Here is a 24,898-nt window from a genome sequence, read left to right on the forward strand (position 1 = left end):
TCACCGGCCGGCGCCCCAGTAGCCCGGTCCGGTGATGCTGTCAGCAGTGGTTGGGTTGGTGGCCGGAACCCCATGTGCCGGCCATCACAAAAGAATACCGGCCGGTAGCTTCAGGGGAAGCTCCGGCGGCAGTTCTTTTAACTTTTTTGCGACGCGTGGAACCAGGCTCCTGCCTACTGGTCCTGCATAGACCCGGAGGGGCTCGAAATAACCTTGAACATGCCGCCCATGGGATCTGCCAGTTGCGCAACCCTGCCGAAGTCGCTGTCTGCCGGTCCGTCCAGGACGGAGCCTCCCATCGCCACGGTGCGCTCAACCGCGGCGTCGGTATCCTCCACGGCGAAATACACCTGCCAGTGGGACGGGACAGCGTCGGGAAGATACCCGGAAGCGTCCATGATCCCGGCCTGGGCGGTTTCCCCCGCGCCCGAGGTGGTGTAACGGAACTCGGGAGCGTCGCTCATGACACTCGTCTGCCAGGCAAAAACGTTTTCGTAGAACCTGACAGCATTGTCATAATCCTTGGTGTGCAGTTCATGCCATGCGGGGGCGCCGGGTTCGGCCGCGATTTCAAACCCGCCCATCGCGCCGGGCTGCCAGGCACCCACGGACGCGCCGCTGGAATCGGCAAAATAGGCCATGACTCCCTGCGCCGGGACATCCATGGGCTCCATGTAGACCTCTCCGCCGTTGGAGGACGCCGAGGCTGCCGTGGCGGCGGCGTCTTCGGTACACAGGTAGGTGGACCACATGTCCGGGAGCCCGGCCTGGTCCTCCTGCTTCTGCATAATGCCTGCCACCGTTTTCCCGTTCTTGCGGGCGGTGATGTAGCCGCCGTAGAGTTCCTGGTCACCCGCTTCGAACTGCCAGCCAAAGAGTCCGCCGTAGAACTCCCGGGCCTTGGTGGTGTCGGAGGTCATGAGGTCGATCCAGCAGGGGGAGCCGGGTTTGATATCGGGAGCGGGCATAGCGGTCTCCTGGTGAGGGGTGATCGGTTGTGTAGGAACGGATGGATCTCCGTTCCTGGATGAACACCATGAGGCTATGCGGGGGGTCTGACACTTTCAATGGTCCGGGCCCGTCCCGGCACATTGCCGCCAGTGCCGGGATAAACGAAGGACCCCTGCCGGCCAGCGTGCTGGCGGACAGGGGTCCCAATCGCGGAAGGTAAGAGATTCGAACTCTTGGTACGGGGTTACCGCACACTAGTTTTCAAGACTAGCTCCTTCGGCCGCTCGGACAACCTTCCTCGACTAGTAGTGTTTCATAGGCACTTGCCTGCAACAAAACAGAGACCGGAAGCTGTCCGGTGCACACTGGTTGCAGCCAGTATTAAGTCAGAAACGGGAGTGTTCCATGAAAGCCGTCTACATATCCGAACCGGGCGGCCCGGAAGTACTTGAGGTCCGCGAGGCGGACGCTCCGGTACCCGGACCCGGGGAGGTGCTGATCGACGTCGTCGCCGCCGGCCTGAACCGCGCGGACGTGCAGCAGCGCAGGGGTTTTTACCCGCCTCCGCCCGGCGCTTCCGAGATTCCGGGGCTGGAGGTTTCGGGCCGGATCGCAGGCTTTGGCCCCGGCGTCAGCAAGCCCTTTTCCCTTGGCGACAAGGTGGTGGCATTGCTGGCCGGCGGCGGATATGCCCAGCAGGTGGCGGTTCCGGCTGAGCAGGTCCTGCGCGTGCCCGACGGCGTGGACCTGGTCACCGCGGCGTCGCTGCCTGAGGTGGCCGCCACTGTGTACTCCAACCTGGTGATGACTGCCCAGCTCCAGGCCGGCGAAACGGTCCTGATCCACGGTGCCACCGGCGGTATCGGTACCATGGCCATCCAGCTGGCCAAGGCCCTGGGCGCCAAAGTGGCAACGACGGCCGGCACGGACGAAAAGGTGGGGACGGCAAAAGCCTTCCTCGGTGCCGATATTGCAATCAACTACGCCGAAGAGGATTTCCCTGCGAGCCTCCGCGAGCAGAATGGCGGGCGTGGCGCTGACGTGATCCTCGACGTCGTCGGTGCCAAGTACCTGGCGCAGAATGTGGATGCGCTCGCCGACTACGGACGCCTGGTGGTGATTGGCCTGCAGGGCGGCACCAAGGGGGAGCTGGACCTGGGCCAGCTGCTGAAGAAGCGGGCCGCAGTGGTGGCAACGGCGCTAAGGCCACGGCCGGTCGAAGAAAAAGGTGCCATCATGAACGCGGTCCGCGATGCCGTCTGGCCTCTGGTCAGCGACGGCAGGATCCGTCCGCTGGTGGCCAAGACCTTCCCGCTGGACCAGGTCCAGGCCGCGCATGAGTACTTTGACAGCGGCGACCACGTGGGGAAGATTCTCCTCCTCATGTAGCGACCTCGGGTGGCATAGATACTGAGTATTGCTTCCGCACCCCTCCTGCGTTACGCTCCAACATACGCGGTATGCACGCGCCTTGGGGGAGCGTGCATACCAAAGCTTTCAAGCGCAAGGAGCGCCATGTCCATCCGCCACAGCCTCCTCGCCCTGCTCCAGGACCAGCCGCGCTACGGCTACCAGCTGCGGGTCGAGTTCGAAAACCGTACAGGAGCCACCTGGCCGCTGAATATCGGTCAGGTTTACACCACGCTGGACCGGCTGGAACGCGACGGCCTCGTCTCCAAGGACGGCGACGACGGCGAGGGCCACGTGATCTACAGCATCACCGACGCCGGCAAAGCCGAGGTGGGGAACTGGTTCGCGGCCCCGGTGGAGCGGAACAACCCGCCGCGCAACGAGCTTGCCATCAAGCTGGCGCTCGCCGTCACCATCCCGGGCGTGGACGTGCAAGGCATCATCCAGGCGCAGCGGGTGGCATCCATCAGGGCTTTGCAGGACTACACCAAGGCCCGCAGGGACACCGCCACGAGCCAGCGCCCGGGAGACACTGCCTGGCTGCTGGTCATTGATTCCCTGATCTTCCAAACGGAAGCAGAGGTCCGCTGGCTGGATCTTTGTGAAGCCAGGATGGTCCAGCAGGCGCAGTCTGCCGGGCAGGCACGCAGGACGTCCACCGGGGTCACGGAAGCCGCGGCCGCGCTACACGCGGACAACCGACGGTGAGCGTCCAGGGGCCGCAGCAGGTCCTGGAACTTGCCGGGGTCAGCAAGACTTTCGGGGAGGGCGCGACGGCGGTTGCCGCACTTCGCGACGTTGACCTCACCATCAGTGCGGGAGAGTTCGTTGCGGTGATGGGACCGTCCGGGTCCGGCAAGTCCTCCTTGCTGGCGCTCGCCGGGGGACTGGACCGCCCGACGTCAGGCAGTGTCTTTGTTGAGTCCACACCGCTGGCGGGGTTGGGGCTGAATGACCTGGCGCGCCTCAGGCGCCGCGCCGTCGGCTACGTCTTCCAGGACTTCAACCTCGTCCCCACCCTGACGGCGGCCGAGAACGTGGCGCTGCCGCTGGAGCTGGACGGTACGGCCTCCAGGAAAGCCCATCGGCAGGCGATGGACGCGCTGCGGCAGGTGGGAATCCCCGAGCTGGCGGACCGTTTCATGGACCAGATGTCCGGAGGCCAGCAGCAGCGCGTGGCCATAGCCCGTGCCGTCGTGGGACAACGGCGCCTGATCCTTGCGGACGAGCCGACGGGAGCACTTGATTCCACTACCGGCCAAGGGGTCATGGAAGTACTGCGCTCCCGTGCGGAGGCAGGTGCCGCCGTTATGCTCGTCACCCATGAGGCCCGGCACGCGGCCTGGGCGGACCGCGTGGTGTTCCTTCGCGACGGCCGCATCGTGGACCAAGCGGCTGCACTGCAGGACCCCGCTGTTCTGCTGGCGCAGGCAGGCCTCTGATGCCGCTGGACCTCGCTCCGGCCCCGGGCGGGCGCCGGGGCAGTTTCCGCGTTGCCCTGCGCATGGCCCGCCGGGACATCAACCGGCACAAAGGGCGCTCGCTGCTCATCATCCTGCTGATCATGCTTCCGGTAGCCGGCATGACCGGGGCGGTTACTCTGTTCCAGAGCACGCAGAAAACTTCGGAAGAAATTGTCCGGTACGAACTCGGGGGCACGCAGGCCCGGTTCAGTGCCCTGCCCGTGCCCAACGCGGATTCTGTCCAGGATCCGCTGAACGACACAATGGTTGCGCACAGCACCGGAGTCCATGATGCGGACTTCACCAGCGCGGACCCTGCGGAGCTGATCCCGCCGGGTTATGAGGTTCTGCCGCAACGCGAGTTGGACCTGACAACGGGTGTGGGTGCGGCTACGGTGTCCCTGCAGGGCTGGCTGGTTGACGCACTGCATCCCGCCTTTACGGGAAAGTACTCACTCCTTGAGGGAAGGGCTCCCCGGTCCTCGGAAGAGATCCTGGTTTCTCCCGGCTTGCTGGAACGGTTCAGTCTTGGGCTGGGCGAGCAAATCACGACGTCGGCGGGTTCTTTTGTGCCCGTCGGAACCCTCCGCGATGCCGATGCTTCGGACCGGAACTCTTTTATTTTCCTGCGTGACGGGCAGGTGCCGGATTCTGTCCTGAACCAGCAGCCCGGATCTGCGCAGGCAGTGTCCTACTACCTTGTTGGCCCGGAGCCGGTCACGTGGGCCCTTGTTCGGGCGGCCAACAGCCAGGGGGTGGGGGTGCTGTCGCGCAGCGTTGTGTTCGATCCGCCGTCCGCCGATCAGCAGGCTATCCAGGGCGTCCCACCTCCCCAACGGGGTTCAGACTTCATGGCGCTTTATGCCACGTTCGGCCTGATCGCCGCGCTGGCGCTCCTGGAGGTTGGCCTCCTCGCAGGAGCCGCTTTCGCGGTTGGTGCCAAAAGACAGGTTCGGGAGCTGGCGCTGCTGGCGGCGTCAGGAGCCGATTCACCGACAGTCCGCTCCGTGGTGACGGCAGGGGGACTGTGGCTGGGCGGCATTGCCGTCCTGTCCGGTGCCGCATTGGGCCTCTGCTCGGCAGCAGCCGTGGTGCACTTTGTTCGCTTTATGGGTTCCCCGCGCTTTCCCGGCTTCCATCCCGACGTGCCGCTGACACTGGTCTCCATGGTCATGGGCCTGGTGTGCTGCATCCTTGCGGCGATGGCTCCGGCGAACCAGGTGGCCCGGCAGGCGGCGCTCGGCGCCCTCAAATCCGGCAGGGCCCCTGCCGGCAATGGAAAACGGACAAGCCTGGCCGGGGCCGCGTTGCTGCTCGTGGCAGGCGGGCTTCTGGCCACGGGATGGCTGCTCGGGCAGTCAGCCGCCGATCCGGACATCAAAGCCGGGCAGCTCCCACTGGTTGCGGGGTTGTTGATTGCGGGAGCCGTCCTTGCCGTCGTCGGCTTTGTGCTCATCGTCGGCTGGACCATTGCTGTCCTGACCGCCAGAACGGACTGGTTGCCGCTGTACGTGCGGCTGGCTGCCCGCGACTCCACCAGGAACCGTGGCCGCACCATACCGGCAGTGGCCGCTGTCCTGGCCGCCGCCACCCTGGCGAGCGCTGCACTGGTCCTCTTGGCCAGTCAGCAGGCCGGGATGCGGGAGAACCATCACTGGAATGCCCTGGAGAACCAGACCTTTCTGCCGTTGTCCATCGAGCGTCCTTTCCTGGCTGACGGCAGCAGCCAGCCGCCGGTCGACGTCGAAGCAGCGGATCTTTCTTCCGCCCTAACGGGTGCCCTCGGCAGCAGCGTTGCCTGGACGAAGACCATCAGTGCGCCAGCCTATGTTCGAAACTGCGCGTTCGGGCCCGGCTCGGACTTGTCGGTGCCGGCCAGGACGGCCACCTCCAACTGCCTGCAGTATTCGTTGGCCAAGCCCCCGGGCAACGAATGCCCCGTCACGCCGCAGGGGAGGGTTGTGAACCGTGATGACTGGCGGTGCCGGGGCTCCCTCGCCCAGTCGCCGGGATCCCAGAGTTCGATCATGATTGGTGACGCTGAGGTCATTGGGGCCGTGCTCGGGCGTGAAGCAGGTCAAGAGGCTTTGGCTGTCCTGGACGCGGGAGGCATGGTGGTGACCAACCCCGTCTTCGTCCGCGATGGGGAAACCGTGCTGCTGGCGCAGAATGTCCGCACCCAGGCCGAACACCCGGACCCCTACTTGATGCATAAAACTGTCAGCAGTACTGTACTTGCCGCCGCGGTTGTTGAGCCTGCTGAAGCCGTTCCGTACTACGGCTTCATTTCGGAAGAGACGGCCCAACGGCTCGGTATGCAGCCTCGGCCCGCTGAGCTCCTGGTCCAGTTGAACCGGCACCCGTCCGCGGCTGAGGCAGATGCGGCATCTGCCGCCGTTGCCGCCGTGTACCAGCAACCCAGGGCAGGGTTCTGGGTGGAGCCGGGCATTTCGCAGGAGAATCCGTGGATGACCTGGTCGATTGTTGCCGTCAGCGCACTGATCACGTTCAGTGCTGCCGGTATTACCGCCGGCTTGTCGCTTGCGGATGCCCGTCCGGATCACGCAACGCTTGCTGCAGTGGGCGCCTCACCCCGGCTGCGGAAAGGATTGGCCGGTTCGCAGGCGCTCCTTACGTCCGGTCTGGGGACGTTGCTCGGCTGTTTGGCGGGTGCTTTGCCCGCAGTTCTCATTGCCAGTGCTACCGGAATGAGCGCTTTGGTGGACGTTCCCTGGCTGCACCTGCTGGCACTCCTGGTTGCAGTTCCGCTGACCGGTGCTTTCCTCGCATGGCTCTTCACCCGGGCCCGACTGCCGGCATCGCGGCGCGCGGTGGGAATATGAGCAATTAGGTCACTAAATTGGGTCTTTTTGATTGTTCCCAACAGGCTTACCGTGGGGTTCAGGAGCCGCCCGGCCAGGGCGGCGAAACCCAGGAGGACTTTCCATGACAACGCACGTCGCAGACTGCAGCGTAACGAACTGTTCCTTTAACGACCACACCAACTGCAATGCCGCCGCCATCACCGTGGGCGGTGCCGAAAACCACGCACATTGCGCCACGTTCATTGACACCGGAATGCATGGCGGATTGCCCAAGGTGCTGGCCGACGTCGGAGCCTGCCAGCGCTCCGAATGTGTCCACAACGACCACCTGATGTGCAAGGCAGCTGAAGTGCACGTTGGGCCGGGGGCCGACAACGCCGACTGCCTTACCTATTCACACGCCTAGCAAACCCGTTCCGCCGCCGGCGGGAGTGGGGGCCTCCGTCCGGAACACCGGGTGGGGGCCCTCTTTGCGTGGAGCCGCACGCAGGCCGGCTGCGCCGCGGACCGCAGCCGCAACATGTCGTTTGGCGCTGGCCGCCAGCCGTTTGGCGCAGGGCTTTCCATAAGCGGCAAAATCCAGCGCGATACGCACCGGTCGTTGGTAGGGTGCCTGTCAGCAGAAGCGAAAAAAGAATCTCAAGGAGGAGACATGGCCGAAACGCCTGATCGACGGAGCGCAGCCCGGGGCGAAGGTGCGGTTGCCACCGACACCGATCTGCCTCCCTCGGCCCTGGATGAAAAGGTCCGCGAGGCGGAAGACAAAAAATGGACGCCGGGGAAGATCGCCCTGTGGGCCGCGATTGCCCTGCTGGGCGGCGTGGCATGGTTCATGCTCGCGATCATCCGCGGCGAAACGGTCAACGCCATCTGGTTCGTGTTTGCTTCGGTCTGCACCTACCTGATCGGCTACCGCTTCTATTCCAAGGTCATCGAGCGCTACATCACCCGGCCCGATGACCGGCGGGCCACCCCCGCCGAGTACAAGGCGGACGGCAAGGACTACGTCCGCACGGACCGCAATGTCCTGTTCGGCCACCACTTCGCCGCCATCGCAGGAGCCGGTCCGCTGGTCGGACCCGTCATTGCAGCCCAAATGGGGTACCTGCCCGGCACTATCTGGATCATCATCGGCGTCGTCCTGGCTGGTGCAGTGCAGGACTACCTGGTCATGTTCTTCTCGATGCGGCGCGGCGGGCGCTCCCTGGGACAGATGGCCCGGGAGGAGCTCGGTGTCATCGGCGGCACCGCAGCCCTGATCGCCACCCTCCTGATCATGGTCATCATTGTGGCCATCCTGGCCCTGGTTGTGGTCAACGCCCTTGGTGAAAGCCCGTGGGGCGTCTTCTCCGTTGGCATGACCATCCCCATCGCCCTGTTCATGGGCGTCTACCTCCGATACCTGCGGCCCGGCAAGATTATGGAAGTCTCCCTGATCGGCTTTGTCCTGCTGATGGCGGCGATCATCGGTGGCGGCATTGTTGCAGAGACCCCCTGGGGCGCCGACATCTTCACGCTGGATAAGGTGACCATCGCCTGGGGACTCATCATCTACGGCTTCATCGCAGCCATCCTGCCGGTGTGGCTGCTCCTGGCCCCCCGGGACTACCTGTCCACGTTTATGAAGATCGGCGTGATCGTGATGCTCGCGCTCGCCATCATCGTGGTGCGCCCCGAGATCACCGTCCCGGCCTTCAGCGAGTTCGCCAGCAGGGACAACGGCCCGGTCTTCCCCGGCGCACTGTTCCCCTTCCTGTTCGTCACCATCGCCTGCGGCGCCCTTTCCGGGTTCCACGCCCTGATTTCCTCCGGCACCACACCGAAGCTCGTCGAAAAGGAACGGCAGACGCGGTTCATTGGCTACGGCGGAATGCTGATGGAGTCGTTCGTGGCCATCATGGCTTTGGTCGCTGCAATCTCCATCGACCGCGGCCTCTATTTCGCCATGAACTCTCCTGTCGCCCTCACCGGCGGAACTGTTGAGACAGCCGCCACCTGGGTCAACAGCCTGGGCCTTGCCGGCGTCAACATCACGCCGGACTTCCTCGCGCAGACCGCCGCGAACGTTGGTGAGGAAAGCATTGTCTCGCGCACCGGCGGTGCCCCAACCCTCGCCGTCGGCCTCGCACACATCATGCAGCAGTTCATCGGCGGCACGGCCATGATGGCGTTCTGGTACCACTTCGCCATCATGTTCGAGGCCCTCTTCATCCTCACGGCAGTGGACGCCGGCACCCGCGTGGCCCGGTTCATGCTGCAGGACTCCATTGGCAACTTTGTTCCCAAGTTCAAGGAAGCATCCTGGCGGCCCGGCGCGTGGCTTTGCACGGCCATCATGGTGGGCGCCTGGGGCGCCGTGCTGCTCATGGGCGTGACCGATCCGCTCGGCGGCATCAACACGCTGTTCCCGTTGTTCGGCATCGCCAACCAGCTGCTGGCGGCCATCGCCTTGTCCGTCTGCCTGGCCATCGTCGCCAAGCAAGGAACCTTCAAGTACCTGTGGATCGTGGCGCTGCCCCTGGCCTTCGCCGCGGTGGTCACCATCACGGCGAGCTACCAGAAGATCTTTTCGTCCACCCCGGCAGTGGGCTACTTCGCCAACAACGCAGCCTTCAGCAAGGCACTGGCGGAAGGGAAGACGGAGTTCGGCACCGCGAAGTCCGTGGCAGCGATGGAGGCCGTGGTGCGCAATACCGCCATCCAGGGCTGGCTGTCGGTGATCTTCGTGGTGCTGAGCATCATCGTGATCGCGACGGCGTTGCTCGCCACAGTCAGGGCGTTCCGCAACCGGACGGATGCCACAGCCGCCAGGGGCAATGAGGACCCCGCCAGGCCTTCGCGCGTCTTCGCACCGGCCGGGCTCATTCCGACGCCGGCCGAGCGGGAATTGATGGCTGAGTGGGACAAGGTTCCGGCCGAGCTGAGGTTCGAGAGGGCCGGCCACTGATGAGCTCCGGACTCGCCGCGGTTGCCAAAGGCTTCCAAGGGTTTGCGCGCTATTTTGGCGGCGTGCTGGGGGCGGATGCGTACGCGAAGTACCTGGAGCATCACCGGGCTGCAGGCCATAGCGCTCCGCCCCTCAGTGAGCGTGAGTTCTGGCGGGACCGGACGGACCGCCAGGACTCCAATCCCCAGGGTCGGTGCTGCTGATTTAGCCTGCAGCGGACAAACCCTCGGCGGGCTTCCTGGAGTGGACTCCGGGCGGATCGCTCATGAGAGTATGAACGCATGAGCGATCCGAAAGACACTCAGGCACCTGAGGACCTCCCGGTAGAGGGCACCACCATCGACGACGGGCTTCCGGCCCCTGCGCCGGCTGCCCCGGACAACGGCGGCAAGCCCAAAGGCAGCAACCTGCAGGATTTGGTGGACGAACCAGCCAAGGTGATGCGGATCGGAACCATGATCAGGCAGCTGCTGGAAGAGGTGAAGTCCGCCCCGCTGGACGACGCCGCCCGAGGCCGGCTCGCCGAAATCCACGAGCGTTCCATCAAAGAGCTGGAGGATGGGCTTGCCCCTGAACTGGTGGAGGAACTGGACCGGATCAGCCTCCCCTTTTCGGATGAGGCCACGCCCTCCGACGCTGAACTGCGTATAGCCCAGGCCCAGCTGGTGGGTTGGCTGGAGGGCTTGTTCCACGGCATCCAGACGGCCATTGCTGCCCAGCACGCCGCCCGCGAGCACGCGGCCGCGCAGCTGCAGCTCCGCCAGCTTCCTCCCGGCACGGTGATCGCGCCCGGCGTCGTTATTGGGGAAAACGGAGAGCCCCAGCGTGCGTCGGCCGGCCACCGCGCGGGGGCTCCGGCCCGTCCAGGGCAGCCCAATGATCCGGACCACGGTCCGGGACAGTACCTCTAGGGTCATTGGGCTTTTTCAGCGCCGCCAGGCAGGGGCGCAAGGACGATGCGGAACTTGGGAAGGGATTGTGGCGCCGGGCCCACGACCGTTTCCACCGGGGGCTGGACCGATTCCACCAGGTCCTCGAAGGGGTTGAGGACGACCAGCTCTATGGGGAACTGGTGGACATCGCCAACGAGCTGGCCGCGCTGTTGGACCGCGTCCGGGCGGTCTGTGTGGAAGCACAGCAACGGTCGCCGAGTGAGGGCCTGGACATCCCGGTTGCCCTCGCACCCGTCCACCGCTCGCTGTCCAAGGCGGGCAACTCCCTTGCCACCACCGCCGAAGCCGCTGCGATGCTGCGCCTCGCCGTAGGCCCCGTCCCCATAGGAGCAGCCTCCGTGCGGCGCCGTGCGGAGGCTGTCTTCCAGCAGGTGGCCGACGCCGAAAGGCAACTGCGGGAGGAAAGACTGGGCTCCCGCCAGAAAGATATTCCTGGTTAAGCGTGTGGCTTAGTCCGCGCCAATCGTCCTGTTAAGGGCAGCGGATTTGGCAAGATATAAAGCATGACTTTTTCACCGACACTGACTTTCAACGACGGTAACCAGATCCCCCAGCTCGGCTATGGCGTATGGCAGGTCGAGGACGGAGTGGCGGAAAAGGTTGTCCGCCAGGCCTTCGAGGCGGGCTACCGCCACATCGACACCGCCAAGATTTACGGCAATGAGGCGGGAGTTGGCCGGGCCATTGCCAGCTCGGGCCTGTCGCCGGAGCAGCTGTTCATCACCACCAAACTCTGGAACTCAGACCAGGGCTACGAGTCCACCCTCGCCGCTTTCGAGGACTCGATGGACCGGCTGGGCCTCGAGACCCTGGACCTTTACCTGATCCACTGGATGACGCCCAAGCGGGACAAGTACGTGGATACGTGGAAGGCCCTGATTGAGCTGCAGAAGCGCGGACGGGTCAAATCGATTGGTGTTTCGAACTTCACCGTCGAAGGGCTGGAGCGGATCATTGATGAAACCGGCGTGGTCCCGGCTATCCACCAGATCGAGCTCCACCCGTACTTCAGCCAGCGCGAACTGCGCGAGTTCGGCGCATCCAAGGGGATCCTGACCCAGGCCTGGTCTCCGCTGGGCCAGGGCGGCGAACTCCTCGAGGATTCAACCGTAGCCTCCATCGCTGCCAAGCACGGTGCCACGCCTGCACAGGTGGTTATCGCCTGGCACCTCGCTATCGGCAACGTGGTCATTCCCAAGTCCGTCACCGAATCCCGGATCCGCGAGAACTTCGCGGCGCTGGATGTTTCCCTGGACGCTGACGACATCGAGGCCATCAACGCACTGGACCGCAGCGCTAAGGGCGAAGGCCGTATCGGAGCCGATCCTGCGGTTGCCGACTTCGCTTAAGCTAAGCCGCACGCAGGCCTAAGCCGGACCGTTGACCCGCGTTTCCTGGGTATTCCCCAGGAAACGCGGGTCGCTGCTTTAAGCGGCCTGGACTTTCGCCGGCCTCGACTCAGGCGGCAATACGCTCGTGCTGGACCGGGACCGCGTCCACGACGGCCCAGCTGTCTTCGCCGGCACAGTGCCGGCTGGCGAACCGCTCGGCTTCCGCCAAGGTGTCAAAGACTTCAGCGCGTGCGCGGCCACAGTCGGCATCGAAGTAGGTGACGTGAAATTCCTGTACAAGTTGGTTTTCCATAAATCCAGTGTGCAACCGGGGTCTGACATTCCTCGGAATCAGCCCCGCGTGTTGTCCAGGCGGAGGACCCGTTCCTGCGCGAGCATCGCCGTCCGCTCCGCTTTGTCCGCGGCCCGCGCGGCCTGTTTAGCCTCAGCAGTTGTGCTTGCCAGCCTCTTGCGGGACTGCTCCAGCCGGTCCTCGGCCGCTCTAAGGCGGGCCCGAAGATCCGCTATCTCCTGTTGCAGCTCAGCAATTTCAGTCCGTGTTTCGTCCGCCTGGTCCTGCAGGTCCCGGGCGAGCTGCGCTGTCTCTGCTTCTGCCGCCTGTGCTTCGGCCAGGGCGGCTTTGGCTTTCTCCAAGGCGGGTGGTGACGTTGGCCGCGGTGTCTGCCGGACTGCCTCAAGCCGCGGCTTGTCCGGCTTGGGCCGGGTGGTGCCGGCCGCCGTCGTACTCCTTGCCTGTTCCTTCCGGGTGGGCGCCTTAGGCGGAGCGGGAGCTGCCTTGGGTGCGGGCAGGGCGGCAGGAACCGCCACCGAGCCCTCAAGCTCCACGGCATTAACGCCGTCGGCCGAGAGTGTCTTCAGGAGCCTTCCGCTCTGGACAGCAGCAGCTGCGCCTTCATCCGCCGTGAGGGCCCGCAAAGTCTCCTCGATGTCCGTCGCCATGGCATCGCTGATGGCCCGGCCCTGCTGCTGGGCCACTGAGCGGGCGGTATCGACGGCGGCGGCCAGCATGGTCCGGCGCTCACGTCCCAGCTCCCGAAGTGCCGCAGCGTCCAGCGACGCCTGTGCACCGCGCATCCTGCCGCCAAGATTCGCCAGTTCGGCGAGGACATCCGGTTGGTGCAGGGCCAGCATGTTCACCGCCCAGGCGGCAACCGAGGGCTTTGGCAGCCCGCGCACAGCTGCTCCAAGTTCCTTGTCCGAGCCGGCAGCTTCCTTCGCGGCCGCGGCGCGTGCTGACACAAAATCTTCCATCGGCTTGGCATAGAGCTCGTTCGCGATCTCTGCCAGGGCCTCGTCTTCCATGGACGCCATCTTAGGCAGGTCGGGCAAAGCTGGCTGGTCCGGAACCCGCAGTACCACGCGCTTTTGCTAGTTGTCGTTCTGCCGGCGAACCATTTCGGTGATCCAAATTGGCGCAAACGGCGACGTGCAGCCCGGAGGAGTTGGGTAGTCCTTCAGCACTTCAAGGCGCTGGCCAATAGAAATGGCCCGATCCCTGTGCTCGGCGTGCCCGATCCCTATTTGGGCCAGGCAAGTGTTCATCGCCCACTGCAGGCGATCCGGCGCACTTTTCATCTCGGCCTCGATGACGTCCAGCAGTCCGGCCAGTTCGAGGCCTTCGGGCTGCTTCGCCACCCGTTCGGATGTCAATGCCCAGCCGGCGCTGGCGACCAGGGGATCGGGGTCGGCGAACCAGGCCAGCCGCAATTCTTCTGATTGTGGGTTCTTTTTCACCACGTAGTTCACGAGCCAGTCCTGCACCTTGGGTGTGCGGGCCTCGCGAAGCATCGTGTCCAACTCGTCGCGCCCGAACGCCTTGGGGCGGCAAATCAGGAGGGCCAACAGCCTGGCAGCGGTGTCGCCGGTGTCCCAGAGCTCACGGGCGAGTTCCTGCTGCGTCTTCAGCCGTTTCGCGATGGCCCGCAGTTTGCCGAGGTTTACACCGTGGTCGTCGCCGTGTTTTTCGTTGATCTCGCGCGCCCGCGGGTCCTCAAGGTCCGCAAGCTCGGCCATCAGCTCGGGCATGCTCGTCCCGGTCAATGCAGTTCCGGCCATCACAGTCCCCTCTCCGTCGCGTGCAAACTTCAGCCTACGATGAAGCAGTGGATCAGTACACGCCAGCCCCCGCCCATGCGGGAGCAGGGGCTTTAGAGCCGACGCTGCAACCAGGTGGCGACCCGCCAGGGAAAGTGCAGACTGGGCGCAGGGCCGGGCACGTACGGGGGACGAAGCGCGTTCCACGGTGAACGCGGATGGCCGGCAGCAGCCGTGGCCGGCATGCTGCCGTACCCATAAGACTAGGTGCCGGTGACGGGCTATTCATCAGTAGGAAGTACTCGACTTTTGGATTTTTCAACTACGCGCGGGATTCCCGCGGCCTCACCGTTCTGTTCATCACCATGACATCGCCCGGCCTGCTACAACGCGTCAGGTGATGGTGATGGCTGGCGCCTTTTGACCGGTTGCAAGACATCAATTAGTTAAGGTCACAAATAACGCACAACAGAACCCCCTATATCTGTGTTCGTGGAATGCACAACAAAACCCCCTATACCTGTGTTGGTGGAATGCCGGAAAACCCCATATGCCTAAAAATCGAATTAAGCGGGAACCCTATACCTAAACAATGGGCGGCAAGATAATCCCGCTACTTACGGAGAGCGGATAAACCGTGCGGAGAAAAGGAAGTACCAGCTACTCGTGACACTTCCTGGGGCGAACCATACGCTCGCTGATACCGCAAGGACTTCCACTGACCTAGATCCGAGGGCACTGTTATGCGACTGCTACGCCTTTTAATTGCTCTGCTACTCGCCGCGGCCGGCGTTGTCGCACTCCCCGTCGCCGCCCAGGCCGCTGATGTCGGAAAGCCTGGGCCATCATATGCTGGGGACGGCGTCGAAACCCCGACTGCGGACAAGGCCCAGAGCAAACTGTGGTATCAGGATGGGACCTGGTGGGGGCTGATGTGGAGCGCTTCCGCAAACGCGACTAAAATCCACAAGCTCGACGGCCCAACGCAGGCGTGGCAGGAGACGGCAACGGTTGTCGATGCACGGCCGAGCGCGCGTGGTGACGCGCTCTGGGACGCAAAAACCGGCAAGCTCTACGTCGTGTCCGGCACCACTGTGCTCTCGGAGTGGACCACGCCTCCAACCCAGGCCGCGGTGACCGCCGGGTCCGCAGCGCTTCACCGCTTCAGCTACAACGCAACCACGAAGACCTATTCACGGGACGCCGAATTCCCTGTCACCCTGCACAGGGGGAGCACGGAATCGATTACGGTGGCTAAAGACTCCCTCGATAAGCTATGGGTCACCTACACCGTCGTCTCGGCCGATCTCACAAACCGTGTTTACGTCAACCACTCGACGACGGGCGACACGGCTTGGGGGACTCCGTTCGTCCTACCGACACCCAACGCCTCGGTGCACCACGACGATATCTCCGCAGTCACATCGTTCCAAGGCAACAAGATCGGAATCATGTGGAGTAATCAGCGGGTAGGGCATAAGAGGTTTTACCTTGCCACCCACGAGGATGGTCAGCCAGATGCTTCGTGGCAGACAGAGGTCGCGTACGGGGGAGGAAACAACTGCTCCGGGGGATGCGCCAACGACCACCTGAACCTCAGGCAATTGACAAGCGACGGCAGCGGCCGCCTCTACGCAGCGATCAAGACAGCCAAGCAGGCCCCGGGTCTAACGTTTGTGGCGCTCGTGGTGCGCGATGCCAATGGCACATGGACCAGCACGGAGTTCGGCACTGTGGCGGACGCCCACACCCGGCCCATGGTCATGATCGACGAGCAGAACCGTCAGGTCTACATGTTCGCGATCGCGCCGGAGGAGGGCGGCACCCTCTATTACAAGAAGTCGTCGATTGACAACGTGTCCTTCCCGCCCGGCCCCGGTACCCCCATCATTAGCAGCAGTACCGACAAGGACATCAACGACCCCACATCAACAAAACAAAACGTCAACGGTCAGACCGGTCTGGTGGTGTTGACCGCCTCGAGGACAAACGCCCGGTACTGGCACGCCCACCTGGATCTTGGGGGCCCGACCACACCACCGCCTGGTGGCGGCACGACCCAGACGGTCACCGTTGACGCGCTCGAGGACAGCTACGTCTCCGGGGGTGCCGCCACGACCGACAACGGCTCGGCCACGGCGCTGGGGGCCGACGGCAGCCCCGCCGAGGTCAGCTATCTGAAGTTCGACCTTGGGACTCTCTCGGGTAGGACGATCACCGAGGCAAAGCTGCAGCTCCAGGCAACCAATGGCTCGACGGGAAACCAGAGAGTCAAGCTGGTCCCGGACGACCTCTGGAACGAGAACGCTATTCGCTTCAACGCCCGCCCGCTCCCTGGAACAACCCCGATAGGGACGTTGACCGGTGCATCCAGCGCCGGTACCTACAGCGTCAACCTCGACAAGAACGTATTGCAGGCGGAACTGGGCCAGAGTCTGTCGCTGGCCGTGGACTCCTCCAGCAGCGACGGGTTGGACTTTGCTTCCAGCGAGGCCGCCACCGCCGCCAGCAGGCCCAAACTCATCCTCACCCTGACCTCCCCCTAGGGGAGCGTGACAATGTGAACCGGTCCCCGGGAGGTGGACTGCCCACATAAGATCAAAGCCGCGAGGGCCTGGGTCCGGTATTGCACCGGACTCAGGCCCTTGAGCTTTGCCGGGATCCGGGCCGTATTCCGACAGCTGATGTATGCATTCAGGTGAAAGGCCCCAGGTTTGCCCAACTACCCCACTTCGGCCCGCAACCCCTCATGAGGGTGGGGCGATGAGGACACAGCCCGTTGACAGCCCGCCCGGGCGGGAGTAGCACAGCTTTAGGTGGTCCAACCCCGGGCCGCCCGGAATGCCGCACGTGCCGCCCGAAGGCGTACCGCGGCACGCTTCAAAGGAGAAGCATCATGGCCATTGCACTCATCCTTCACCGTGTTGCCGATTACGACGCCTGGCGCAAGGTCTACGACTCTGTTGCCGACATGCAGAAGGAGGGCGGGGTGACCAAGGAGTCGGTACACCGGATGGCCGACGATCCGGACAACGTCCTGGTCATCCATGAGTTTGATAGTGTGGCGGCCGCCAAGGCGTTTTTTGCCAGAGCCAACCTGAAGGACGCCATGCAGCGTGGAGGCGTTCAGGGCGAACCGCGCATCGAACTCTTCGAGTAAGCACGGGATTCCGGAGAGCATGCACCCGATGGAGGACCAATCGGTCCCGGCTGCTTAACCAGCGAAAAACCCCGCATCATCGTCGAAATCAACGACAACACGGGGTTTATCCCGAGCTTCCTATCAGAATCGAACTGATGACCTTTTCATTACGAGTGAAACGCTCTACCGACTGAGCTAAGGAAGCACCGCATGCTTTACCCGGAAGAACCGGGCGCTTCATGCAAGAGTCAACTGTAATAGAGTCCCCGCGCCCGGGTCAAAATGGACGGGGCGGAAAGGGCTGAGGCCTTCAGCACACCGTGTTGTCGGCGGGAACCTGACCGCTGACAAGGTAGGTGTCCACGCGGTCCTCGATGCAGCTGTTGGACCGGCCGTAGGCGGTGTGGCCTTCGCCTTCCCAGGTCAGCAATGCGGCGTTGCCCAGCTGCTTCCGGAGCGAAGCCGCCCACTCCACGGGAGTGGCGGGGTCGCCCGTGGTGCCGATAACGACGATGGGGGACTCGCCCGTGTACTCAACGGGTGCCGGTGTGCGGACGTTCTTGTACGGCCAGTCGGCGCAGTTGGTGCCGCCATAGGCAAAGAAATACCCGAACGTGGGGGAGTCCTGCATCAGGCGCTGCTGTTCCGCCCGCATAGCGGCAGTATCGGACTCCATGGGGTAGTCCAGGCAGTTGATGGCGTTGAACGCGAACGTCGAATTGGAGGTGTATGTCCCGTTGGAAGCGCGGTCCGCACCCAGATCGGCCAGCCGAAGCATCAAGCTCACGTCGCCGGTCATCGCCGCTTCCAGGGCCTGCGTCAGGGCCGGCCAGCTCTGGTCGTTGTACAGCGGGGTAATGAGGCCACTGACGAACATCGTGGCGTTGACCACGCGCCCGTCCTTGGCAGTGCGGGGCGTCTGCTCGACGGCGGCGATCAGGTCGCGAACCTGCTGCACTCCGGAATCAACGTTCCCGCTCAAGGGGCACCCCTCCTGCTGGAGGCAGCTGGCAACATAGGCCCGGATCGCCTTTTCGAAGGCGCGGGCCTGGCCCCGGGTCAGCTCCTCGTTACTGATCGACGGATCCAGGGCGCCGTCGAGCACCATGCGCCCCACGTTGTCCGGGAACAGCGAAGCATAGGTTGAACCCAGGAACGTGCCATAGGAGTACCCGAGGTAGTTGAGCTTACTGTCATTGACCACTGCGCGGAGGATGTCCATGTCCTTCGCGGAGCTCACCGTATCGATGTGGGCCAGAACCGGACCGGTCTGCTCAGCACACTGCGCGGCGATGGCCTTGTTGTCCGTCCGGGCCGCTTCCAGGCCCGCGTCCGTTTCCAGCTCGTAGATCTTCGCCCGCGCTGCGTCGCGCTCGGCATCCGTCATGCAGCTGACGGGAGCGGAACGCTTCACGCCCCGGGGATCGAAGCCCACGAGGTCGTAGGCGTCACGCACTGCCTGGGAAAAGTGTGTTCCCGAGGCATCTTTGACGAAGTCGTATCCCGACGCTCCCGGTCCTCCCGGGTTGACCAGCAGGCTGCCCGTCTTGTTGCCCGTGCTCGAAGCCCTCAGCGCAGCCAGTTCGATGGTGTCGCCCTCGGGCTTGGCGTAGTCAACCGGCACCCTGACCTTGGCGCACTGAAATTCACTTTCGCACGGCTCCCACACAACTTCCTGCGAGTAGAACTGCTCCAGCCCGGCCGGAGCGGACGCCACAATCGAGGGATCGGCCTTTGCAGTGGATGCCTCCTGGCTGCGGTCCTCGCCGCCAAGGAGGGTGCAGGAGGCCAGAACCATGGCAAGCACCATGGCCCCGGCGGCACGCACTCCAATCACCCAGGATCGGGGGCGTGCTGGCAGGGGGCGGGCAGTCATCGGGTCTCCTTGGAGGGCTAGATCAGGCTGGCTGCCATGGACTCAATGGTCAACAGCGGGGCAACGTTGGTGGTGGTAATGCGTTCACGGGCTTTGTTGATGGCGTCCATCCGGGCGAGAGTGGCTTCTGGAGCGGAGCGGCTGGCAAACTCCTCCAATTCACTCCTCAACTCAACGTTTACGAGCTCCACAGCATTCCCGAGCTGGATAATCAGCACATCCCGGTAAAAGGACAGCAGGTCGGTGAGCGTCCGGTCCAGGGAATCGGTGATGGACCGCTTCGCCCGGCGCTTCTGGTCCTCCTCCAGCTGCTTCACCTGGCTGCGCATGGCCGGAGGCAGCGTGCCGGACTCGGGCGCGCCCAGGGTTGCCAGCAGGGCGGCCTTCTCTGCGGCGTCGCGCTCCTCATTGGAACTGTTGGCCTCTTCTGTGGCGATCTTGACCAGCTTCTCCGCCATCATCACCGCGGCGGTAACACCCCGAAGTGCCAGGGGAAAGCGCACGGTCTCCAGCCTGCGTTCCCTGGCTGCAGGATCCCGGGCAAGCCGGCGGGCGATCCCCACATGGCTTTGTGCCGCCCGGGCCGCGCGCTCCGCCAGCGCCGGCTCCACGCCGTCGCGCTTAACCAGCAGAGCGGCCACATCGGCGGCGGGCGGCAGCCGCAGGGCCACGCTGCGGCAACGCGAGCGGATGGTCACCAGTACGTCGGCCGGGGAAGGTGCACACAGCATCCACACCGTCCGGGGAGTTGGCTCCTCGATGGCCTTGAGCAGGACGTTGGTGGTGCGCTCGGCCATCCGGTCTGCGTCCTCCACCACGATGATCCGCCAACGTCCAGAGGATGGCCGGTTGCCCGCAGTGGCCACCAGTTCCCGCGCCTCATCAATGGTGATTGTGACTTTTTCGGTGCGGACGAACGTGACGTCGGAGTGGGTTTCCCCCAGGATGGTCAGGCAGGCAGGGCACTGCCCGCAGCCGCGCCGGCCCACGTCCTCCTGGTCGCAGTTCAACGCCGCGGCGAATGCCTTGGCGGCATTTGAACGGCCCGACCCCGGCGGCCCGGTAAACAGCCAGGCGTGCGTCAGGTTTTCGCCGCTTGCGGCCTGGCGCAGTTGTTCGACGACGGCGGCCTGGCCCTGCAGGTCGTCCCAGACCGTCATGCCGTGTCTCCCTCCGCAGTCGCCAACAGGCCGTCCACGCGCTGGAGGATCCGGGCGGCAAGGTCACTCACGGGAAGATGGGCCGGCAACACAAGGTAGGAGCCGGCGCGGCTGGCAGCCAGTTCCAGGAAGGCATCCCGGATCCGAACGTGAAATTCGTCAGCTTCGGATTCGAGCCGGTCCTCCGCGGCATCACCGGCGGTCCGGCGCTGGCGGCCCACCGCCGGGTCAACATCCAGAAGGACAGTGAGGTGGGGTTCCAGGCCGGAAGTGGCCCACGCGTTAATCGACCGCACTGCATCCTTGCCCAGGTCCCGTCCGGCTCCCTGGTAGGCAACGGACGAATCGATGTACCGGTCCGTCAAAACAATCTCGCCGCGCTCAAGCGCCGGCCTGATGACCTGGCTCGCGTGGGCGGCCCTGGACGCCGCGAAGATCAGGGCTTCGGTGTGGGCATCAATGTGGCCGTGGCCATGGTCAAGGACCAGGGAGCGAAGTTTCTCGCCGATGGGCGTTCCGCCGGGTTCCCGGGTCCGCAGGACGGTGAGTCCGCGCGCTTCAAGGGCGTCTGCAAGACGGGCTGCCTGGGTGGACTTGCCGGCACCGTCCCCGCCCTCAAATGCGATGAAAAGACCCGCCCTTTGTTTACTCACCGGTCAAGCCTACCGACCCTCACCTGCAATCGCAGATTGCCGAACGCGATATGTGGACAGTATTAGCGGCTTTCCAGGGTGCCCGGGGCGGACAGTAGGCTTTCCTGCATGAGCCTTTCGGAACAGCAAGCGGCTTCCCTGGCAGCCGAGACGGTTGTGGTGGCGGCCGGGCGTCCTCCCCGGGAAAGGGACCAGCCGGTCAACCCGCCCATCGTCCTGTCCTCGACGTTTTTCGGCATTGGTGCCCTTGCTGACGGGGACCGCGGCTACGGCAGGTACTCCAACCCCACTTGGGATCCCTTCGAGGAAGCGCTCGGGCAGCTCGAGGGAGCGGAATGGCCGGGCCTCCTTTATGCATCCGGCCTCGCTGCCGTCAGTTCCGCCCTGTCCCTCATTCCCGCCGGTGGGGTGCTGGTCATGCCCACCCTGTGCTATTCCGGGTCCCTGGTGATGGCCGCCGAGCTTGCCCAGAAGGGTTTCATCGAACTCCGGACCGTGGACATCGCGGATACCGACGCCGTCAAGGAGGCGCTCGCGCCCAGCGGCCCAGCCGGGCGCCCCGCTTCGATGCTGTGGATCGAGAGCCCCACGAACCCCATGCTCAGCATTGCGGACATGCCGGCTGTCACGGCCGCGGCACACGCCGCCGGAGCCATCGTGGTCACGGACAACACCTTTTCCACCCCCTTGGTCCAGCAGCCCCTCCGCCTGGGCTCCGACGTCGTCCTGCATTCGGTGACGAAGTACCTGGCGGGCCACTCCGACGTCGTCCTTGGCGCACTGGTGACGTCCAACCCCGATATCCGATCCGCGCTGCTCCACCACCGCACCATCCATGGCGGCATTGCCGGTCCCTTCGAATCGTGGTTGGCACTGCGCGGGTTGCGGACGCTGGCGCTCCGCGTTGAACGGTCCCAAGCCTCTGCCATGGTCCTGGCGGAGCGGCTTGCAGCCCATCCGCGGCTCGAATCGGTCAGGTTCCCGGGCCTTCCCGCGGATCCGGGCCACAAACGGGCCACGGCGCAGATGAAGGGCTTCGGTTCAATCATCTGCATCCAGGTAGCAGCCGCGGACGGCATGAGCGGCGCCGACGCTGCGGACGCGGTGGTCCGCGCAGTGAAGCTGTGGCTGCCCGCAACCTCGCTGGGCGGGGTGGAATCGCTAATCGAACGCCGGCGCCGGCACACCGCCGAACCTTCAGACGTGCCCGAAAACTTGATCCGCCTCAGCGTGGGCATCGAAAGCGTTGAGGACCTCTGGGCGGACTTGAAGCAGGCGCTGGACGCGCCGGGCGGCTAGGCTGGGCTTGTGGACGGTGAACTCATTATTCGGCCTGTAGAGCAGGCAGTGTTCTTTATTCTTGCCCTGGTGGCCCTTGGGCTCGAATTGTGGGCTGTGGTGGACTGCGCGCGTCACCGCGCCAATGCCTTCGAGGCAACCGGGAAGAGGACGAAGACCTTTTGGATGGCCCTGACAGGCGGAGCCGCCTTCGTCGGCGTCATCTCGTTCTTCGGCAGCGGCGGCGGATTCTTCGGCACGCTTGGCCTGTTCGGGCTCGCCGCGGTGGTCGCGGCGTCCGTCTACCTGGCGGACGTCCGCCCGGCAGTGAAGGACGCCGGACGCGGCGGCAGCCGCAACACGGGGCCCTACGGACCCTGGTGACGGACTGCACTGACTTAACCCTGCTGCCTTAACCCTGCTGCCCTAAACCCGCGGGGCCACCGCTTCCCAATCAACTGTGAGCTCGCCCAGCCGCCACCTGGCCGGACCGTCCTGAACCGGCCAACCGGCGTCGCGCAGGATCCGGGCCATGGACTGCCAGCGCTGCCTGTTGCCAAAGGCCGCCAGTGGAGCGGACTCCAGCCAGGCCCGGTCCATGGCCTGCATCAGGGCGTGCACCGGTTCGCCCGGCACATTGCGGTGAATCAATGCCTTTGGCAGTCGCTCCGCCACGTCCGAAGGCAACTCGAAACTTCCAAATCGGACGGAAATACTCAGTGAGAGCGGCCGTTCGGCGTCCAATGCCACCCACGTCACCCGCCTCCCGATCTCGTCGCAGGTGCCGTCGATGAAGAGGCCGTCCGCAGACAGGCGGTCCTGCACCAGTCGCCAGATCCCGGCTACATCGGCTTCCTCGTACTGCCGCAGGACATTGAACGCCCGCACCAGCACAGGCCTCCCGGCAACGGGGATTTCGAAGCCGCCCACATGGAAGCTCAAACCGGGCCGCTCCAGGGGCAGGGCGGCGCGGACCCGATCCGGTTCGATCTCGATGCCGCGCACCTGGACATCCGGGCGCACGGCGGACAGCCGCTCAAAGAGTTCGACGGCGGTGGCCGGGGTGGCGCCGTAGCCCAGGTCCACTACCAGGGGACTGGCAGCGGACCGAAGGCGCCAGCCCTGAGGCCCGGTCAACCAGCGGTCCACGCGGCGCATGCGGTTGGGATTGGTGGTGCCGCGGGTCACGTTGCCTACCGGCCGCCCCTGCCTGCCGCCCGGGTTCCTGCCACTCAATTGCGGGGCGTCCACCCGTTCAGCTTTTTGCACCACAGCCCAACCTTAGCCTTGTGCCAGTCCTGCCCGCCCGCTGGGAGGTGGCGCCCTTTGTAACGCTGGGCGGGCGGCAGCGGCGCTCGGCTAGGATGAAAATCATGACTTACAAGCTGATTCTGCTGCGCCACGGCCACAGCGAATGGAACGCCAAGAACCTGTTCACCGGCTGGGTGGATGTAGACCTCAACGACCAGGGCCGTACCGAAGCAGCAAGGGGCGGTGAGCTCCTGGTTGAGAACAATGTTCTCCCGGACATCCTCTACACATCCCTGCTGAAGCGAGCCATCAACACCGCAAACATCTCCCTGGACAAGGCCGACCGCGGCTGGATCCCGGTCAAGCGCGACTGGCGCCTGAACGAACGCCACTACGGTGCATTGCAGGGCAAGGACAAGGCCCAGACCCTCGCCGAATACGGCGAAGAGCAGTTCATGGAGTGGCGCCGTTCCTACGACACCCCGCCGCCGCCCCTGGACGACAACTCCGAATTCTCCCAGGTGGGGGACCCCCGCTACGCCAACCTCGGGGATGCCATTCCGCGCACCGAATGCCTGAAGGATGTCCTGGTCCGGCTGCTGCCGTACTGGGAGTCGGACATCAAGGCGGACCTGAAATCAGGCAAAACTGTCCTGGTGACGGCCCACGGCAACTCGCTCCGTGCGCTCGTCAAGCACCTCGACGGCATCAGCGATGAAGCCATCGCCGGCCTGAACATCCCCACGGGTATCCCGCTGGTCTACGACCTCGACGAGGATTTCCAGCCGGTCAAGCCGGGCGGCACCTACCTGGATCCCGAAGCAGCTGCAGAGGCCATCATGGCCGTGGCCAACCAGGGCAAAAAGTAGGGCTTTAAACGCTCGACGGCGGGCCGGTCACCTTCTTGAGTTCTAGCGGTCGTTGCAACACCCATAGATTTTGGGAGTTGCAACGACCGTGCCGTATTTAAGCGATGTTTCAGGGGAGTCCCGGAAGTACGCGAGATCGACTGTTCAGCAGAGGGAAGAGTTCTTCCGGGTTTTTGACCGACTTGGAAGTGCGACATTGGCCGCGGCAGAACTGGGTTTGAACCGGAACAGCTGCTATCAGTGGCTCCGCAAGGCTGGCCTCACTTCCGGGAACACCGCATCAACCCGGCCGGCAGCCAGAGCCAAGTACACGCCCGAACAGAAACGGGAGTTCTTGTCCGTTCTCGAGCGGGAAGGGAGYGTGACTGTTGCCGCAGCTGAGATCAGCCTGAATGTAAACACTGCGTTCCGCTGGGCACGCGAGGCGGGCATTTCCAGCCGACCGGTGAGTCATCGCAGGCGGGTGGAGTACCTACGCTTACGGGAACAAGGACTGAGCCGGCGCGATGCGGTCAAGGCCCTGGGCGTTCCCCGCAGCAGTGCACGGGAGTGGGAGCTTGGGGTGAGGAAATCCGGTGGTCGACGCATTTATCCAGCTGGACAGAGAATGCACTACAACCATGATGTGGATTCTTCGACACTTTCTGCCGTCCCCGACAAAAGGCAGCCGACCCGGCCTGTATCGATCTCGGTGCTTGAACGGCCCATTGACACGAGGTTTCTGTCTCTGCAGG

23 protein-coding genes, 2 tRNA genes and 1 pseudogene are annotated in these 24,898 nt (G+C 64.4%); 16 read left to right on the forward strand and 10 right to left on the reverse strand.

Annotated features, from left to right (window positions below; all coding sequences use genetic code 11):
- Positions 1-173 precede the first annotated feature (173 nt).
- A complete protein-coding gene (locus tag G6R19_RS19250; RefSeq protein ID WP_163167950.1) occupies positions 174-968 on the reverse strand; it encodes a VOC family protein in 795 nt (264 codons plus the stop codon).
- A gap of 193 nt (positions 969-1,161) precedes the next feature.
- Positions 1,162-1,249: transfer RNA gene (locus G6R19_RS19255), tRNA-Ser, on the reverse strand.
- 107 nt (positions 1,250-1,356) lie between these two features.
- Between G6R19_RS19255 and G6R19_RS19260 the strand changes: the two genes are divergently transcribed.
- The 10 genes from G6R19_RS19260 (at position 1,357) to G6R19_RS19305 (ending at position 11,898) form a co-directional block, all read left to right on the forward strand.
- Entirely contained in the window at positions 1,357-2,340 is a 984-nt protein-coding gene (locus G6R19_RS19260) for an NAD(P)H-quinone oxidoreductase (protein WP_163167951.1), read from the forward strand.
- Between the two features lie 126 nt (positions 2,341-2,466).
- Complete coding sequence (locus tag G6R19_RS19265) at positions 2,467-3,069, forward strand: PadR family transcriptional regulator (RefSeq protein WP_163167952.1); 603 nt, start codon at positions 2,467-2,469, stop codon at positions 3,067-3,069.
- Positions 3,066-3,803 carry an ABC transporter ATP-binding protein gene (locus G6R19_RS19270; RefSeq protein ID WP_163167953.1) on the forward strand — a complete coding sequence of 246 codons (738 nt, stop codon included), beginning with the start codon at positions 3,066-3,068 and terminating at the stop codon, positions 3,801-3,803. Before G6R19_RS19265 ends, G6R19_RS19270 begins: the two co-directional genes overlap by 4 nt.
- Positions 3,803-6,667 (forward strand): FtsX-like permease family protein, encoded by a 2,865-nt coding sequence (locus G6R19_RS19275; RefSeq protein ID WP_163167954.1) that lies wholly within the window; start codon positions 3,803-3,805, stop codon positions 6,665-6,667. The genes G6R19_RS19270 and G6R19_RS19275 overlap by 1 nt, the downstream gene beginning before the upstream one ends.
- 103 nt (positions 6,668-6,770) lie before the next feature.
- A complete protein-coding gene (locus G6R19_RS19280) occupies positions 6,771-7,055 on the forward strand; it encodes a DUF1540 domain-containing protein (RefSeq protein ID WP_066273802.1) in 285 nt (94 codons plus the stop codon).
- 246 nt (positions 7,056-7,301) lie between these two features.
- On the forward strand, positions 7,302-9,596 hold the full coding sequence (locus tag G6R19_RS19285; protein ID WP_205484638.1) for a carbon starvation CstA family protein: 2,295 nt from the start codon (positions 7,302-7,304) through the stop codon (positions 9,594-9,596).
- Positions 9,596-9,799 (forward strand): YbdD/YjiX family protein, encoded by a 204-nt coding sequence (locus G6R19_RS19290; RefSeq protein ID WP_163167955.1) that lies wholly within the window; start codon positions 9,596-9,598, stop codon positions 9,797-9,799. Before G6R19_RS19285 ends, G6R19_RS19290 begins: the two co-directional genes overlap by 1 nt.
- A gap of 78 nt (positions 9,800-9,877) precedes the next feature.
- On the forward strand, positions 9,878-10,507 hold the full coding sequence (locus G6R19_RS19295) for a bacterial proteasome activator family protein (RefSeq protein ID WP_163167956.1): 630 nt from the start codon (positions 9,878-9,880) through the stop codon (positions 10,505-10,507).
- A 5-nt stretch (positions 10,508-10,512) separates the two neighbouring features.
- Positions 10,513-10,989, forward strand: coding sequence for a hypothetical protein (locus G6R19_RS19300; RefSeq protein ID WP_163167957.1), 477 nt, complete (start codon positions 10,513-10,515; stop codon positions 10,987-10,989).
- Between the two features lie 63 nt (positions 10,990-11,052).
- Positions 11,053-11,898 carry an aldo/keto reductase gene (locus G6R19_RS19305; RefSeq protein ID WP_163167958.1) on the forward strand — a complete coding sequence of 282 codons (846 nt, stop codon included), beginning with the start codon at positions 11,053-11,055 and terminating at the stop codon, positions 11,896-11,898.
- 109 nt (positions 11,899-12,007) lie between these two features.
- Here G6R19_RS19305 and G6R19_RS19310 read toward each other — a convergent pair whose 3' ends face one another.
- The 3 genes from G6R19_RS19310 to G6R19_RS19320 all read right to left on the reverse strand — a co-directional run bounded on the left by G6R19_RS19310 (position 12,008) and on the right by G6R19_RS19320 (position 13,956).
- Positions 12,008-12,193, reverse strand: coding sequence for a hypothetical protein (locus tag G6R19_RS19310; RefSeq protein ID WP_163167959.1), 186 nt, complete (start codon positions 12,191-12,193; stop codon positions 12,008-12,010).
- Between the two features lie 38 nt (positions 12,194-12,231).
- Positions 12,232-13,203 (reverse strand): hypothetical protein, encoded by a 972-nt coding sequence (locus tag G6R19_RS19315; protein ID WP_163167960.1) that lies wholly within the window; start codon positions 13,201-13,203, stop codon positions 12,232-12,234.
- A 66-nt stretch (positions 13,204-13,269) separates the two neighbouring features.
- Positions 13,270-13,956, reverse strand: a complete 687-nt coding sequence (locus tag G6R19_RS19320) for a DNA alkylation repair protein (RefSeq protein ID WP_163167961.1) — start codon at positions 13,954-13,956, stop codon at positions 13,270-13,272.
- Positions 13,957-15,014: 1,058 nt separating this feature from the next.
- Here G6R19_RS19320 and G6R19_RS19325 point away from each other — a divergent pair.
- Both G6R19_RS19325 and G6R19_RS19335 read left to right on the forward strand, forming a co-directional pair.
- Positions 15,015-16,481, forward strand: coding sequence for a DNRLRE domain-containing protein (locus tag G6R19_RS19325; RefSeq protein ID WP_163167962.1), 1,467 nt, complete (start codon positions 15,015-15,017; stop codon positions 16,479-16,481).
- A gap of 350 nt (positions 16,482-16,831) precedes the next feature.
- Positions 16,832-17,095 (forward strand): antibiotic biosynthesis monooxygenase, encoded by a 264-nt coding sequence (locus G6R19_RS19335; RefSeq protein WP_163167964.1) that lies wholly within the window; start codon positions 16,832-16,834, stop codon positions 17,093-17,095.
- Between the two features lie 114 nt (positions 17,096-17,209).
- Here G6R19_RS19335 and G6R19_RS19340 read toward each other — a convergent pair.
- The 4 genes from G6R19_RS19340 to tmk form a co-directional block, all read right to left on the reverse strand.
- Positions 17,210-17,282: transfer RNA gene (locus G6R19_RS19340), tRNA-Thr, on the reverse strand.
- Positions 17,283-17,387: 105 nt separating this feature from the next.
- Complete coding sequence (locus tag G6R19_RS19345; protein ID WP_163167965.1) at positions 17,388-18,953, reverse strand: alpha/beta hydrolase; 1,566 nt, start codon at positions 18,951-18,953, stop codon at positions 17,388-17,390.
- A 17-nt stretch (positions 18,954-18,970) separates the two neighbouring features.
- Positions 18,971-20,113, reverse strand: a complete 1,143-nt coding sequence (locus tag G6R19_RS19350) for a DNA polymerase III subunit delta' (RefSeq protein ID WP_163167966.1) — start codon at positions 20,111-20,113, stop codon at positions 18,971-18,973.
- Complete coding sequence (tmk, locus tag G6R19_RS19355) at positions 20,110-20,766, reverse strand: dTMP kinase (RefSeq protein WP_163167967.1); 657 nt, start codon at positions 20,764-20,766, stop codon at positions 20,110-20,112. The genes G6R19_RS19350 and tmk overlap by 4 nt, the downstream gene beginning before the upstream one ends.
- A 108-nt stretch (positions 20,767-20,874) precedes the next feature.
- On the opposite strand from tmk, the gene G6R19_RS19360 reads away from it, so the two are divergent.
- Both G6R19_RS19360 and G6R19_RS19365 read left to right on the forward strand, forming a co-directional pair.
- On the forward strand, positions 20,875-22,065 hold the full coding sequence (locus tag G6R19_RS19360; protein ID WP_163167968.1) for a PLP-dependent transferase: 1,191 nt from the start codon (positions 20,875-20,877) through the stop codon (positions 22,063-22,065).
- Between the two features lie 9 nt (positions 22,066-22,074).
- On the forward strand, positions 22,075-22,428 hold the full coding sequence (locus G6R19_RS19365) for a DUF2516 family protein (RefSeq protein ID WP_163167969.1): 354 nt from the start codon (positions 22,075-22,077) through the stop codon (positions 22,426-22,428).
- A gap of 42 nt (positions 22,429-22,470) precedes the next feature.
- Here the strand turns inward: G6R19_RS19365 and G6R19_RS19370 are convergent, their stop codons facing one another.
- Positions 22,471-23,316: a class I SAM-dependent methyltransferase gene (locus G6R19_RS19370; RefSeq protein ID WP_240341974.1), complete on the reverse strand. Its 846-nt coding sequence runs from the start codon at positions 23,314-23,316 to the stop codon at positions 22,471-22,473.
- A 101-nt stretch (positions 23,317-23,417) separates the two neighbouring features.
- On the opposite strand from G6R19_RS19370, the gene G6R19_RS19375 reads away from it, so the two are divergent.
- Both G6R19_RS19375 and G6R19_RS20305 read left to right on the forward strand, forming a co-directional pair.
- Positions 23,418-24,164 carry a phosphoglyceromutase gene (locus G6R19_RS19375; protein ID WP_163167970.1) on the forward strand — a complete coding sequence of 249 codons (747 nt, stop codon included), beginning with the start codon at positions 23,418-23,420 and terminating at the stop codon, positions 24,162-24,164.
- Positions 24,165-24,525: 361 nt separating this feature from the next.
- Positions 24,526-24,898, forward strand: a pseudogene (locus G6R19_RS20305) (hypothetical protein); the annotation flags it as partial.

This window comes from Arthrobacter sp. Alg241-R88, assembly GCF_900537115.1.
Lineage (GTDB): Bacteria > Actinomycetota > Actinomycetes > Actinomycetales > Micrococcaceae > Arthrobacter.